This is a genomic window from Caldisericia bacterium, assembly GCA_026414995.1.
GTDB lineage: Bacteria > Caldisericota > Caldisericia > B22-G15 > B22-G15 > JAAYUH01.
The window spans coordinates 61,821-74,304 of the sequence record JAOAHY010000004.1 but is presented as its reverse complement, the minus strand read 5'-3'; the positions used below and the strand labels follow the sequence as shown (position 1 = coordinate 74,304).

The window sequence follows — 12,484 nt, the reverse complement described above, 5'->3', positions numbered from 1 at the left end:
ATTTAAAATAGACAAATATTTATGCTATAATAGTTTAAGAGTGTTTTTAGGAGGAATAGTTTTGACCAACGAATTAATAGAAGCAATAGAAGAATTTGAGAAACAAAAAGGTATTCCAAAAGAAAAAATTTTGGCATCATTAGAAGATGCCATTAAAGTTGCTTATAAAAAAAAATTTCCAAATAGTGGAGATATTATAGTTAATATAAATAAAGATACAGGAGAAATTAAAATATTTAAAAGAGTAAAAGTAGTTAAAGACGCTCAAAATTCAACAGAAATCTCTCTTAAAGACGCTCAAAATATTAAAAAAGATGTGGTATTAGATGAAGTATTAGATATAGAGATTCTTCCAGAAAAACTCGGATTTGTTGCAATGCAAGTAGCTAAACAAGTCTTGATTCAACGAATTGTTGCTCTTGAGAGAGAGACTATATATGATGAATTTAAAGATAAAGTAGGAAAGGTATTAACTGGTAAAGTCTCTAGAATAATAGGCCCAGATATATTTGTCAAATTTGAAAGAGGAGAAGGAAGAATACCAAAAAATTTAAAAATTCCTAAAGAAGAATATTTTGTTGGAAAGGAAATAAAAGTTTACATAGTTGATGTTGTTAAAACACCAAAAGGTCCGGATATAATTCTATCAAGAATTGATAACAATCTTTTGAAATATCTTTTAGAAAAAGAGATACCAGAAATTATTGATGGAATTGTAGAAATAAAGGGGGTTGTAAGAGAACCAGGTGAAAGAGCAAAAGTTGCAGTACATTCATATAAAAGCGATGTTGACCCAGTTGGAGCATGTATTGGTGCAAAAGGAGTTAGGATAACAAGTATTTCAAAAGAATTAGCAGGAGAAAAAATTGACATTGTAAGATGGTCTGATGATCCTAAAGAATATATAAAATATGCACTTTCTCCTGCAAAAGTTGAAAAAGTAGAAATAATTGATAAAAAGGCAATTGTTATTCTTCCACAAGATCAAATACCTCTTGCTATTGGAAAAGAAGGAGTTAATGTAAAGCTTGCTTCAAAACTTACTGGTTACACAATTGAACTTAGATAAAATTATGAAAGAAATTTTAAGAAGATGTATCTCTTGTAAAAAACAAAGAGTAAAAAAAGAATTTTTAAGAGTTGTTAGAACTAAAGATTTAAATATTTTAATAGATAATGAATATAAAATTTTTGGAAGAAGTGCATATATTTGTAAAGATAAAAATTGTATTAATAAAGCTTTTACTAAAAAAAGGTTAGAAAAAGTATTAAGAGTTGATCAAATTGATTCTAAATTAAAAATTAGAATGAAAGAGGAACTTTTTGAATATATAAAAGAGGTGAAGAATGAAAAAATACAGAGTGTTTAGTTTAGCAAAGGAGATTGGTATATCAACAACTGAACTTGTAAAATATTTAAAAGATCTTGGTGTTGAAGTGAAAGGAAATCTTTCAACAATAGAAGAAGATACTGCAAATGTTGTTAAAGAACTTGTTTTGAAGGATAAAGAGGAAAGGGAAAGAAGAGAAAAAGAAGTAAAAGGAAATATTAAAATAAGAGAACTTTGTAAACATTTAAATTTATCATTTAAAATTATAACTCCATATATTTTAAAATGGGGGATTGTAAGAGAAGATATAGATGATGAAATTCCATTTCCAATTGCTGCAAGAATTGCAAATCAATTCAAAAAACCAATTACAGATATAATTCCTCCACTTCCTCAAAATTTTAAACCTAGACCTCCAGTTGTAACAGTTATGGGACATATTGACCATGGAAAAACAACCCTTCTTGATTACATAAGAAAAACTAATATTGCATTAAGAGAAAAAGGTGGAATTACACAAAAAATTGGTGCATCAGAAATAAATTATAAAAATAAAAAAATAATATTTATTGATACTCCAGGTCATGAAGCATTTACTGAAATGAGAGTAAGAGGTTCGTTTGTAACAGATATCGTTGTTCTTGTAGTTGCAGCAGATGAGGGGGTAAAGGAACAAACAATTGAAGCATTAAATCATGCAAAAGCAGCAAATGTACCTATAATAGTTGCTGTAAATAAAATAGATAAAGAAGGAGCAGATCCAGAAAGAGTAAAACAGCAACTTTCAAATTATGGTCTCCTTCCTGAAGAATGGGGTGGAGATACAATATTTGTAAATACATCAGCAAAAAGCGGTGTTGGTGTAAATGATTTACTTGATAGTATATTACTTTTAGGAGAAATAGAAGAAATTTCAAGATCAGATGAAAAAAGACCAGCAGGAACTATTATAGAAGCAAAACTTGATCCAAAAGTGGGTCCTCTTGCAAATTTAATTTTGCAAGCAGGTGTTTTAAAATGTGGTGATTGGGTTATGGTTGGAGAAACTTATGGAAAAATAAGAATGATTAATACTGAATCACAAAAAAGTTTAAGAGAAGTAAATGAGACTATTCCAATAGAAATATTAGGTTTAAAAGAAACACCACATCCTGGAGAAATTCTTCTCGGATATGATTCTGAAGATATAGTTCTTGAAAAACTTGAAAAAATTGAATTAAGTAAAAAAGAAACAATAAAAGAAAAACCAATATCTTTAGATGAACTTTTTGAAAGATTAGAAGAAGAGAAAAAACTTCACATTATTTTAAAAACAGACACTTATGGTTCTCTTGATGCAGTAAAAAACGTTATAAATGCAATAGATACTGGAGATGTTAAAATAGAATTTATATATACAGGAGTAGGAAATATAAATGAATCAGATGTATTACTTGCAGTTGCTTCAAATGCAATTATTTTAGGTTTTAACACAAAAGAAAATCCTATGTTAAAAAGGCTTCCAGAAAGAGCAAGAGTAAAGATTTATACTTTTGATTTGATTTATGAATTACAAGATTGGGTTTCAAATTTTGTAAAGGGTTTAGTTAAACCAGAATATGTGGAAGTTGTTGTTGGAAAAGCTGAAGTCAAAAAACTTTTTAATGTAAGTAATGTAGGAATAATAGCAGGTTCAATTGTAAGAGAAGGAAAAATTATAAGAGATGGTACAGTAAGAGTAATAAGAGAAGGAAAAGTAATCGGAGAAGGAAAAATAACTTCATTAAAGAGATTTAAAGATGATGTTAAAGAAGTTATGGAGGGTTATGAGTGTGGTATTAAAGTTGATGGTGTTAAAGATATAAAAGAGGGAGATTTAATTGAATTATTTGAGTTAAAAGAAAAGGGGTCCTAAGATGTATTATGCTTTAATCATTTTTGAAATTGGCATACCTGGTGCAAGAACTCTTAAAGATAAAAGAAGGGTTACAAGTTCAGTAATTACAAAATTAAAAAATAGATTCAATGTAGCTCTTGCAGAAGATAGAGAAAATGAAAAGTGCGAACTTTCAAAAATTTACCTTATAACCTTGAATACATCAAAAAATGAACTTGACTCAACAGTTTATAAAATTGAAAACTTTCTTCAAAATCTTCCAGATGCAGTTTTACTTTCATTTGAAACGGATAAAGAGTTAATATCTGAAGAGATCTTTTAATGCTTGAAAAGTTTGAAATTGTAAAAAATCACCCAATAATTAAATCATTTATAGAAAGATCAGATAAATATCTTGAATCATTAGGTTATACTGAACATGGATTTAGACATTTAACTCTTGTATCAGAAATAAGTGAAAATATTTTGAAAAGATTAGGATATTCAGAAAGAGAACAACTTCTTGCAAAAATTGCAGCTTATCTTCATGATATAGGTAATTTTATTGGTAGAGATTTTCATACAATTGGTGGAGCATTGATAGCATTTCATGTTTTAAAAGATTTAAACTTTCCACCTGAAGATATAGCACTTATTATGGAAGCAATTAGTAATCACGATGAAAAGATAGGACACATTTCAAATCCAATAACTGCTGCAGTGGTACTTGCAGATAAATCTGATGCTCATAGATCAAGAGTTAGAACAAAACCAGAATATTTTGATATACATGATAGAGTAAATTATGCAGTTGAAAAATCCTTTTTATGGGTTAATGAAAAGAAAAAGGAAATAATACTTGAACTTACCATTAATACAGAAATCTCTAAACCAATGGAGTACTTTGAAATATTTTTATCTAGAATGGTTATGTGTAAAAATGCTTCAAAAGTTCTAAATTGTGAATTTCATCTTGATATTAATGGTTCACGTCTTCTTTAATTTTTTCACAGACATATATTCTACATGCTTTTGGTCTTTCTCTCCATATAGTGCATAAATTTACTTCATTTAAATATATACAACTTCCATCTTTTTTTCTTTTTAAAAAGTATCCAGTTTCTAATTTCTTTGTGTTGAAATCAAAAATTGAATTAAAAACTGCCTCATACTTTCCACTTTTGACTTCTTCAGTAGTTAAAGGAACAAAATTTTCCTTGCAGCAAGGAGCATCACAAAATAAACAAACATCAGATACAACTTCTTTTATATTTAAAATCTCTTCCTTTTTTATCTCTTTCATATAATAATTATAATATATGCTTGATCTTGAAGTAGTTTCAAGAGATTTTGAAAAAGTTTTTTCTGAAATAAGTAAAGAAGATAAAATTTTAATTTTAACTCATGTTGATTCAGATGGTGTTTCTAGTGGTGCAATAATATTTAAAATTTTTAATTCTTTAAATTTTAAAAATATAAATATTTTATTTCCTAATAAAGGAGAAAATGGTTATTCTGAAGGTATAAAAAAAAGAATTAAGGAAATTAATCCAAATTTCCTATTTATTTTAGATTTAGGCTCTTATAAGACTAAATTTGATAATATAAAAAGGATAATATTAATAGATCATCATAAACCAGAGGGAATCCCTGATAATGGAATATTATTTTCAAGTTTTCCTCCACCACCTTACATATCAACTTCATATCTCTCATATCTTTTGCTTAATAAAATTAATTTAAATCCAAAAGATTATATAGGTTTAATAGGCGAAGTTGGTGATTATGGTGTAGATATTGATGCACCAATGATTAAAGAATTGTTTAAAAATTATAAGAAAAAAGAGATTTCATATGTTTCTTCGCTTATTAATTCAGCAAGAAGAGTAAAAGAATTTGACATAGAATTATCATTTAAATATTTGATTGAATCTGAAAATTTTTCAGATTTGTTAATTGAATCATCATATAAGAAACAACTTGAAATATATAAAGAGATTATTAAGAAAGATATAGAAAAGTGGAAAAAAGTTAAGCCAAAGTTTATTAAACAAATTGCAATAATAGAAATTAACTCTGAAAATCTGATTCACCCTGTAATTGCCCAAATTTGGAAAAATATACTAGATAAATATATTGTTATTTGTGCTAACTTTGGATATATCAAAAACAAAGTAAGTTTTTCTATGAGAACATCATTAAATATTTCACTTCTAGAATTTTTAAGAAATTTTCTTGAACCAAGCATTGAAGAAGATTTAGGTTTCGGGCATGAGAGAGCAACTGGTGGTATTGTTTCAATTGAAAAATGGAATGAGTTTATTAATAAAATTTCAAATTCATATTTTGAGGTAAGCATATGAGTTTTATTCAAAATAAAAAAATTGCAAATTTAGTTAATAATTTAATAAAAGATGGTTTTAAAGATTATCTTCAATCAAAAAATTTCAAAGAAAATTTAGAAAAATTAAATCTTATTGATTTATGGAAATTAACAGAAGATTATTTAAACAATATTAGTTTTTTACTATTCTCATTTAGAGGAAAAACAGAAATAGCACCTGATACTTTTGGAATATTTATTGAAAAGTTATACAATGAAGATAAGGATAAATTTTTAAAGAACTTTATAGATATAATTAAAGATTTTTTAAAGTTTAAAGGAAAAGAAGTTAATTTAAATTATATTGAAAAACTTTTAAAACCATTAGGTTTCACTTATGATAAAATGCAAAACTACTTGAATTAAATGAAATTTTTTGTTATAAATTATTAGTTTAAAAAGTTATTTATTTAGGAGGTTATAAGGTGTTTGCGATAGTTGAAATTGGTGGAAAACAATATCTAGTTAAAGAGAACGATTCTATTAAAGTTGAAAAAATAAAAGGCGATATAGGAAGTGAAATTCTTATTAATAATGTTCTTTTTGTTAAAAAAGATGGTGAATTTTTAGTTGGAAATCCCTATGTTAAAAATGTAAAAGTTCATTGTAAGATAACTAACCAGTTAAGAGAAAAAAAGATAAAAGTTTTCTTTTATCATGCAAAAACAACTCATAAAAGAATGTTGGGACATAGACAACCAAAAACAATGCTTAAAATTGAAAAAATTGAAATAGGAGGTTAATATGGCGCATAAGAAAAGTGGTGGCAGAGCAAAAAACGGTAGAGATTCAAATCCAAAATATCTAGGAATAAAATATTTTGAAGGAGAATTTGTAAAACCTGGAACAATAATAGTAAGACAAAGAGGAACAAAAGTTATTCCTGGTTTAAATACTTTGCTTGCTAGAGATTATTCAATATTAGCAACAATTGAAGGGGTTGTTAAATTTGAAGATTATAGAGGTAAAAAAAGAGTAAGTGTCTATCCCAAAGAAATATAGTAAAAAATATTCATTTGATCTAGCTGAAATATATTGTAAAGCAGGTGATGGGGGGGATGGAGTCATAGCATTTAGAAGAGAAAAATTTGTTCCATATGGCGGACCATCTGGTGGAGATGGTGGTAAAGGTGGAGATATTATTTTAAAAGTCAATTCAAATCTAAATACATTAACTAAATTTAAATATAAAAACATATTTAAAGCAGAAGATGGCAAAAATGGAGAAGGAGATAACAAAAAGGGGAAGGATGGAGAAGATTTAATAATTGAAGTTCCACCAGGAACTCTTGTTTGGGATTTAGAAACAGGAGAATTATTAAAAGACCTTACTGAGGATGGAGAAGAGTTTATTTTGTGCAGAGGTGGAAAAGGTGGTAGAGGCAACGCTAGTTTTGCAACTCCAACAGATAGAGCACCAAGAATTAGAGAATTAGGCGAAAAAGGCGAAGAAAAGAAAGTTTTACTTGAATTAAAGATAATAGCAGATGGTGGTCTTGTTGGTTATCCAAATGTTGGTAAATCTACAATTCTTTCAAAAATAAGTAATGCTAAACCTAAAATTGCTCCATATCCATTCACAACTTTGACTCCTGTTATAGGTGAGGTAAGAATAGATGATAAAAAAAGTTTAACAATAGTTGATTTGCCTGGAATTATTGATGGTGCATCTCAAGGAAAAGGACTTGGATTAGAATTTTTAAGACATATTGAAAGAACATATTTTTTGATTTTTGTACTGAATTCAAGTTTAGAAGCATTGAATCCAATTATTCAATATGAAAACTTAATAAATGAAATTGAGAATTATAATAAAGAAATTTTAAATAAAGAATATTTTGTTGTTTTATCAAAAATAGATTTACCAACTCATAACTTAGAAGAAGTTGAAAATTATTTTAAAGAAAGAAATATAGATACAATTAAATTTTCAGCAGTTTTAAATTTTGGAATAAAAGATCTTATAGATAGAATTGGCAAAGTTGAAATTAGAAAGTTTTTTGAGAAAATTGAAATAGAAAAAAAGTACACATTAAAAGATATCAAAAGGGATATTGAAATTAAAATTAGAAAAGAAGGAAATAAATATATTGTTGAAAGTGAAGAATTAGAAAGAATAGTGAAAGGTATAGATTTAGATTCGCAATATGGAATAAAAAAATTGCAAGAAATCTCAAAAAAATATTTAATTGAAGAAGAATTGAAGAAGAAAGGAATTAAAAATGGAGATAAAGTAATAATAGGAGGTATTGAATTTAGATATTATGAGTAAAGAGGCAATAGGAATTATGGGCGGCTCTTTCAATCCAATACATATAGGTCATCTTGTTGTTGCAGAAGAAGCTAGAGTTAAATATAACCTTAAAAAGGTCATTTTTATTCCAGTTGGTATTCCAGGTTATAAAAAAAGAACAAAATTGCTTGATCCTGAAAGAAGATTTGTTATGACTTTACTAGCAACAATTTCAAATCCAAATTTTTATGTTTCAAGAATTGAAATTGATAGAAAAGGTAAATGTTATACTTATGACACAATTAAAGAATTAAGAGAAGTTTATACTGAAGATAAATATGATATTTATTTTATTACTGGAGCAGATGCTGTATTGAGTATTCTAACATGGAAAAACCCAAGAGAACTTCTTCAAATGTGTTATTTTATTGCTGCTACACGACCTGGTTATAGTTTAAAACGATTAAAAGAAAAATTAGGTAAAATTGGTGAGTGTTGTATTGATAAAGTATTTCCTCTTCAAGTTCCAGCTCTATCAATCTCTTCGACTTTAATAAGACAAAGAATTAAAAATGGATATACAATTAAATATCTAGTACCAAAAGAAGTAGAAGATTATATTTATAAAAATAATTTATATAAAGAAGAGGATCCATGGCTGGAAAGAAAAAAAATAGAATATTAAAAACTATTTATGAAGCAATAAAAGAAAAAAAGGGTGATGAAATACTCTGTCTCGATACGAGAAAATTAACCTATCTTTTTGATTATTTATTTATATGTTCTGCAGACACAGATATACAAGCAAAAGCAATTATGGATAATATATATATGAAAATGAAAAAAGAAATTAAAAGGTTACCAGAAAAAATTGATGGAAGCGATGAAGGAACATGGATTATTATGGATTATGGAGATGTTATGATTCATATATTTAATCCAATTAAAAGAATTTATTACAATCTTGAAAGTATATGGGTTGATGCTAAAGCAATAGATCTTGAATCATGAAAAAATTTATATTAGTGATAATAATATTAATAATGTCAACTTCTATTTCATGCTATAGAAGAGAGAATAATATAAAAATTATAGTTCTTGATGAATTAGGAAATAAAATATCTCAAGCTAAGATTTTAATAAATAATATAGAATTTTTAACAGATAATAATGGTGAATTGATAGTTAAAAACGAAGGAGAAAATTTTAAAATTTTTGTTTACAAAGAAAATTATCTTCCTTATGATGAATTTATAAATTACAAAGAAAATTCAAATGTTGAAATAAAACTAATATCATTAAATTCAAAAAAAGAGGAAATAATTAAAAAAATTATTGAAAAAGTTTCAACCTCAAAAAGTTTTTATGTTAATTTTATAGGAAATTTAAACGGAGATAAAGAAAATTTTAATCTCTATTGTAATTTAGAAAAATTTTATTTTAAAATTACCTCTCCTTTATTAAATAAAGAAGTTGAAATTAAGAAAGAGGATGATAAATATTATTACAATCAAAAAGAATTACCTGAAGAAACACTTGATTATTTTCCTTTAGTTTTAGATTTGGTTTCCAATTCAATAGAATTTATAAAAAATCTTCCTCAACTAACAAAAAATTTGTCCATTTCTTCAAATTATAATTATATTAAATTTTCATTTAACATAGAAAAAAATAATTTAAAAATCACAGGTTACATATTATCAAATTATCCAAATTACAATATTATCAATGAACAGATTAATATTCTAGCAATTGATGAAATGGGTAGAACTAATGATTTTATATTGAATTTTTATAATTTTGAATGATTATGGAAAAAATTAATTTGCCTGAACCATTAGATAATAATTTTACTTTATTAAATGCAATTAAAAAAAGAAAATCAATAAGAGATTATAAAGATGAACCATTAGAAATTCAAGAAATTTCAAATATACTTTTTGCTGCAACAAAAATTCCATCAGCAGGAGCACTTTATCCTTTAAGATTTTATATTTATTCTAAGAAAGTAATTGGAATTCCTTTTGGTTTTTATTACTACGATTACGAACAAAACTCATTAATTAAAATCTTTGATAATGATATTACAACTCCTCTAACAAAAGCATGTCTTAATCAATCATCAATTAAAAAAAGTTCTGCTATTATTATAATTACATCAATCAATAGTATAACAACTAGAAGATATGGAGAAAGAGGTATAAGATATATTAACATGGAAGCAGGTCATTCTTCTCAAAATATTTATTTAATGGCAACCTCTTTAAATATTGGAACAGTTGCAATAGGAGCATTTATTGATGAAGAAGTTAAAATTATTTTAAAATTAAGAGAAGATGAATCTCCTTTATATTTAATGCCACTAGGTAGATTATAACTATTAATTTAATCAAATCATAAATTCAATTGATTTAAACTAAATTAGATGGTAAAATATTTTTTGGAGGTTTTAGGATGAGAGAATACGGAACTATAAAGGTTAAAAGAGGATTAGCACAGATGCTCAAAGGTGGAGTTATTATGGATGTTACTAATGAAGAACAAGCAAAAATAGCAGAAGAAGCTGGTGCTGTTGCAGTAATGGCACTTGAAAGGGTCCCAGCAGATATTAGAAAAGAAGGTGGAGTTGCAAGAATGGCAGATCCAGTAATAATAGAAAAAATAAAAAAAGCAGTTACAATTCCAGTTATGGCTAAAGTTAGAATCGGACACTTCGTTGAAGCTCAAATTCTTGAAGCACTTGGAGTTGATTTTATTGATGAAAGTGAAGTTTTGACTCCTGCCGATGAAGAGCATCATATAGATAAATGGAAATTTAAAGTTCCTTTTGTATGTGGAGCAAGAGATTTAGGAGAAGCGCTTAGAAGAATAAATGAAGGTGCAAGTATGATAAGAACAAAAGGAGAAGCAGGAACAGGAAATGTCGTTGAAGCAGTAAGACATATGAGAAAAATCATGGATGAGATTAGAAAAATATCTTCCATGTCTGATGAAGAGTTATATAGTGAAGCAAAAAATTTAGGGGCACCTTTTGAACTTGTCTTAGAAGTTAAAAAACTTAAAAGATTACCTGTCGTTAATTTTGCAGCAGGTGGAATAGCAACTCCAGCAGATGCTGCACTTATGATGCAATTAGGAGCAGATGGAGTATTTGTTGGTTCTGGAATTTTTAAATCAAAAAACCCAGAAAAAAGAGCAAAAGCAATTGTTGATGCAGTAACCTATTTTGATGATCCAAAAATTCTTGCAGAGATTTCAAAAGATCTTGGAGAACCAATGGTTGGAATTGATATAAGAACATTAAAAGAAGAAGAGAGGTATGAAAGAAGAGGATGGTAAGAGTTGGTGTTTTAGCACTTCAAGGAGCCTTTATTGAACATTATTATTTTTTAAAAAATTTTGATTTTGTGGAAGGTGTATTAGTTAAGAAAAAAGAAGATCTTGAAACTGTTGATGGACTTATTATTCCAGGAGGTGAATCAACTACAATAGGCAAATTACTCGAAAGGTATAATATGAAAGATATCCTTAAAGAAAAAATTAAGAATGGATTTCCCGTCTTTGGGACTTGTGCTGGTTTAATTCTTTTGTCTAAAAAAATAGAACAAAATTATGATCAACCTCTACTTGAAGTTTTAGATATAGTTATTAAGAGAAATGCATTTGGAAGTCAAAAAGAAAGTATGGAAATAGATTTAGATATTAAAGGATTAGATAAACCATTTAGAGCAGTTTTTATAAGGGCACCTGTAGTAAGTAAAATTGGTAATAATGTTGAGGTTCTTGCAAAAGTTGACGAAGGTCCGGTTTTAGTAAAAGAAGGGAATATAATGGGTTCTTCCTTTCATCCTGAACTAACGGATGATATAAGGATACATAAAATGTTTATTGATATAATATTAAAAAGGAGGTAAATATGTCTGGACATTCAAAGTGGCATAATATAGCAGCTAAAAAAACTGCTGAAGATAAAAAGAGAGGAAAAATATTTTCTAAACTAATAAGAGAAATAACAATTGCGGCAAGACAAGGTGGAGGAGATCCTGAAACAAACCCAAGATTAAGACTTGCAATAGAAAGAGCAAGAGAAGCAAATATGCCATCTGATAATATTAAAAAGGCTATTCAGAGAGGAACAGGAGAGATAGAAGGAGAAAAATACGAAGAAATAACATATGAAGGATATGGTCCAGGAAGTGTTGCAATTTATATTGAAGCTTCAACAGATAATAGAAACAGAACAACAGCAGAAATAAGAAAAATTTTTAATGAACATGGCGGAAGTTTAGGAGAAAGTGGTTGTGTTTCTTGGATGTTTGAAAGAAAAGGAGAAATAAAGGTTGATCCAAAACCTCTTTCAGATGATGAACTTCTACTTCTAGCAGCAGAGTTAGGCGCAGAAGATGTTAAAAGAGATGGTGAGGATGTTTATATTTATACATCTCCCCAAGATTTATTTAAAATAAAGATAAAACTTGAAGAAAATCGAATAAAGGTTTTATCATCTGATTTTACAATGATCCCAAAAAATAGTGTAAAAATTGAAGGAGATAAAGCAGAGCAACTTTTAAAATTAATAAATGAACTTGAAGATCATGATGATGTCCAAAAAGTTTATGCTAATTTTGATATATCAGATGAAGAAATGGAAAGAATAGCACTTACACTTAAATAATGTATGT

At 27.3% G+C, this 12,484-nt stretch carries 18 protein-coding genes; 17 read left to right on the top strand and 1 reads right to left on the bottom strand.

Features of this window, described 5'->3' with window-relative positions:
- Nucleotides 1-61: 61 nt before the first annotated feature.
- Genes nusA through N3D74_02690 form a run of 5 tightly spaced genes read left to right on the top strand, consistent with a single transcriptional unit; the run spans nucleotide 62 to nucleotide 4,188 of the window.
- Nucleotides 62-1,069, top strand: a complete 1,008-nt coding sequence (nusA, locus tag N3D74_02710) for a transcription termination factor NusA (protein ID MCX8095088.1) — start codon at nucleotides 62-64, stop codon at nucleotides 1,067-1,069.
- 4 nt (nucleotides 1,070-1,073) lie between these two features.
- Nucleotides 1,074-1,370, top strand: a complete 297-nt coding sequence (locus tag N3D74_02705; GenBank protein MCX8095087.1) for a YlxR family protein — start codon at nucleotides 1,074-1,076, stop codon at nucleotides 1,368-1,370.
- Nucleotides 1,348-3,225 carry a translation initiation factor IF-2 gene (infB, locus tag N3D74_02700; GenBank protein MCX8095086.1) on the top strand — a complete coding sequence of 626 codons (1,878 nt, stop codon included), beginning with the start codon at nucleotides 1,348-1,350 and terminating at the stop codon, nucleotides 3,223-3,225. Before N3D74_02705 ends, infB begins: the two co-directional genes overlap by 23 nt.
- 1 nt (nucleotide 3,226) lies before the next feature.
- The gene (locus tag N3D74_02695) at nucleotides 3,227-3,529 is read left to right on the top strand and encodes a DUF503 domain-containing protein (GenBank protein ID MCX8095085.1); all 303 of its coding nucleotides are present in this window, start codon (nucleotides 3,227-3,229) and stop codon (nucleotides 3,527-3,529) included.
- Complete coding sequence (locus tag N3D74_02690; protein MCX8095084.1) at nucleotides 3,529-4,188, top strand: HD domain-containing protein; 660 nt, start codon at nucleotides 3,529-3,531, stop codon at nucleotides 4,186-4,188. The genes N3D74_02695 and N3D74_02690 overlap by 1 nt, the downstream gene beginning before the upstream one ends.
- Here the strand turns inward: N3D74_02690 and N3D74_02685 are convergent.
- Complete coding sequence (locus N3D74_02685; protein MCX8095083.1) at nucleotides 4,166-4,489, bottom strand: YkgJ family cysteine cluster protein; 324 nt, start codon at nucleotides 4,487-4,489, stop codon at nucleotides 4,166-4,168. The two genes, N3D74_02690 and N3D74_02685, sit on opposite strands and share 23 nt — an antisense overlap.
- A 16-nt stretch (nucleotides 4,490-4,505) precedes the next feature.
- Between N3D74_02685 and N3D74_02680 the strand changes: the two genes are divergently transcribed.
- From N3D74_02680 to N3D74_02625, 12 genes are all read left to right on the top strand, one after another.
- Nucleotides 4,506-5,549 (top strand): hypothetical protein, encoded by a 1,044-nt coding sequence (locus tag N3D74_02680; GenBank protein ID MCX8095082.1) that lies wholly within the window; start codon nucleotides 4,506-4,508, stop codon nucleotides 5,547-5,549.
- Complete coding sequence (locus tag N3D74_02675) at nucleotides 5,546-5,935, top strand: hypothetical protein (protein ID MCX8095081.1); 390 nt, start codon at nucleotides 5,546-5,548, stop codon at nucleotides 5,933-5,935. Before N3D74_02680 ends, N3D74_02675 begins: the two co-directional genes overlap by 4 nt.
- A gap of 59 nt (nucleotides 5,936-5,994) precedes the next feature.
- Nucleotides 5,995-6,312: a 50S ribosomal protein L21 gene (gene rplU / locus N3D74_02670; GenBank protein MCX8095080.1), complete on the top strand. Its 318-nt coding sequence runs from the start codon at nucleotides 5,995-5,997 to the stop codon at nucleotides 6,310-6,312.
- A 1-nt stretch (nucleotide 6,313) separates the two neighbouring features.
- Nucleotides 6,314-6,571, top strand: coding sequence for a 50S ribosomal protein L27 (rpmA, locus tag N3D74_02665; protein MCX8095079.1), 258 nt, complete (start codon nucleotides 6,314-6,316; stop codon nucleotides 6,569-6,571).
- Nucleotides 6,549-7,841: a GTPase ObgE gene (gene obgE / locus N3D74_02660; GenBank protein MCX8095078.1), complete on the top strand. Its 1,293-nt coding sequence runs from the start codon at nucleotides 6,549-6,551 to the stop codon at nucleotides 7,839-7,841. Before rpmA ends, obgE begins: the two co-directional genes overlap by 23 nt.
- Nucleotides 7,834-8,487, top strand: coding sequence for a nicotinate-nucleotide adenylyltransferase (nadD, locus tag N3D74_02655; GenBank protein MCX8095077.1), 654 nt, complete (start codon nucleotides 7,834-7,836; stop codon nucleotides 8,485-8,487). The genes obgE and nadD overlap by 8 nt, the downstream gene beginning before the upstream one ends.
- Nucleotides 8,457-8,813: a ribosome silencing factor gene (gene rsfS, locus N3D74_02650; protein ID MCX8095076.1), complete on the top strand. Its 357-nt coding sequence runs from the start codon at nucleotides 8,457-8,459 to the stop codon at nucleotides 8,811-8,813. Before nadD ends, rsfS begins: the two co-directional genes overlap by 31 nt.
- On the top strand, nucleotides 8,810-9,610 hold the full coding sequence (locus N3D74_02645) for a hypothetical protein (GenBank protein ID MCX8095075.1): 801 nt from the start codon (nucleotides 8,810-8,812) through the stop codon (nucleotides 9,608-9,610). Before rsfS ends, N3D74_02645 begins: the two co-directional genes overlap by 4 nt.
- Before the next feature lie 2 nt (nucleotides 9,611-9,612).
- Complete coding sequence (locus N3D74_02640; GenBank protein MCX8095074.1) at nucleotides 9,613-10,179, top strand: SagB/ThcOx family dehydrogenase; 567 nt, start codon at nucleotides 9,613-9,615, stop codon at nucleotides 10,177-10,179.
- A gap of 77 nt (nucleotides 10,180-10,256) precedes the next feature.
- Nucleotides 10,257-11,141 carry a pyridoxal 5'-phosphate synthase lyase subunit PdxS gene (pdxS, locus tag N3D74_02635; GenBank protein ID MCX8095073.1) on the top strand — a complete coding sequence of 295 codons (885 nt, stop codon included), beginning with the start codon at nucleotides 10,257-10,259 and terminating at the stop codon, nucleotides 11,139-11,141.
- Entirely contained in the window at nucleotides 11,135-11,716 is a 582-nt protein-coding gene (gene pdxT / locus N3D74_02630; GenBank protein ID MCX8095072.1) for a pyridoxal 5'-phosphate synthase glutaminase subunit PdxT, read from the top strand. The genes pdxS and pdxT overlap by 7 nt, the downstream gene beginning before the upstream one ends.
- A 2-nt stretch (nucleotides 11,717-11,718) precedes the next feature.
- On the top strand, nucleotides 11,719-12,477 hold the full coding sequence (locus N3D74_02625) for a YebC/PmpR family DNA-binding transcriptional regulator (protein MCX8095071.1): 759 nt from the start codon (nucleotides 11,719-11,721) through the stop codon (nucleotides 12,475-12,477).
- The last annotated feature ends 7 nt before the right edge of the window (nucleotides 12,478-12,484 follow it).

Excerpts from the sequence above, each read along its gene's own strand:
- N3D74_02640 (MCX8095074.1), top strand. The coding sequence starts at position 9,613 with ATGGAAAAAATTAATTTGCCTGAACCATTAGATAATAATTTTACTTTA.
- pdxS (MCX8095073.1), top strand. The coding sequence starts at position 10,257 with ATGAGAGAATACGGAACTATAAAGGTTAAAAGAGGATTAGCACAGATG.
- pdxT (MCX8095072.1), top strand. The coding sequence starts at position 11,135 with ATGGTAAGAGTTGGTGTTTTAGCACTTCAAGGAGCCTTTATTGAACAT.
- rsfS (MCX8095076.1), top strand. The coding sequence starts at position 8,457 with ATGGCTGGAAAGAAAAAAAATAGAATATTAAAAACTATTTATGAAGCA.
- N3D74_02675 (MCX8095081.1), top strand. The coding sequence starts at position 5,546 with ATGAGTTTTATTCAAAATAAAAAAATTGCAAATTTAGTTAATAATTTA.
- N3D74_02680 (MCX8095082.1), top strand. The coding sequence starts at position 4,506 with ATGCTTGATCTTGAAGTAGTTTCAAGAGATTTTGAAAAAGTTTTTTCT.
- rpmA (MCX8095079.1), top strand. The coding sequence starts at position 6,314 with ATGGCGCATAAGAAAAGTGGTGGCAGAGCAAAAAACGGTAGAGATTCA.
- N3D74_02625 (MCX8095071.1), top strand. The coding sequence starts at position 11,719 with ATGTCTGGACATTCAAAGTGGCATAATATAGCAGCTAAAAAAACTGCT.
- N3D74_02645 (MCX8095075.1), top strand. The coding sequence starts at position 8,810 with ATGAAAAAATTTATATTAGTGATAATAATATTAATAATGTCAACTTCT.
- N3D74_02695 (MCX8095085.1), top strand. The coding sequence starts at position 3,227 with ATGTATTATGCTTTAATCATTTTTGAAATTGGCATACCTGGTGCAAGA.
- N3D74_02705 (MCX8095087.1), top strand. The coding sequence starts at position 1,074 with ATGAAAGAAATTTTAAGAAGATGTATCTCTTGTAAAAAACAAAGAGTA.
- N3D74_02685 (MCX8095083.1), bottom strand. The coding sequence starts at position 4,489 with ATGAAAGAGATAAAAAAGGAAGAGATTTTAAATATAAAAGAAGTTGTA.
- infB (MCX8095086.1), top strand. The coding sequence starts at position 1,348 with ATGAAAAAATACAGAGTGTTTAGTTTAGCAAAGGAGATTGGTATATCA.
- N3D74_02690 (MCX8095084.1), top strand. The coding sequence starts at position 3,529 with ATGCTTGAAAAGTTTGAAATTGTAAAAAATCACCCAATAATTAAATCA.
- nadD (MCX8095077.1), top strand. The coding sequence starts at position 7,834 with ATGAGTAAAGAGGCAATAGGAATTATGGGCGGCTCTTTCAATCCAATA.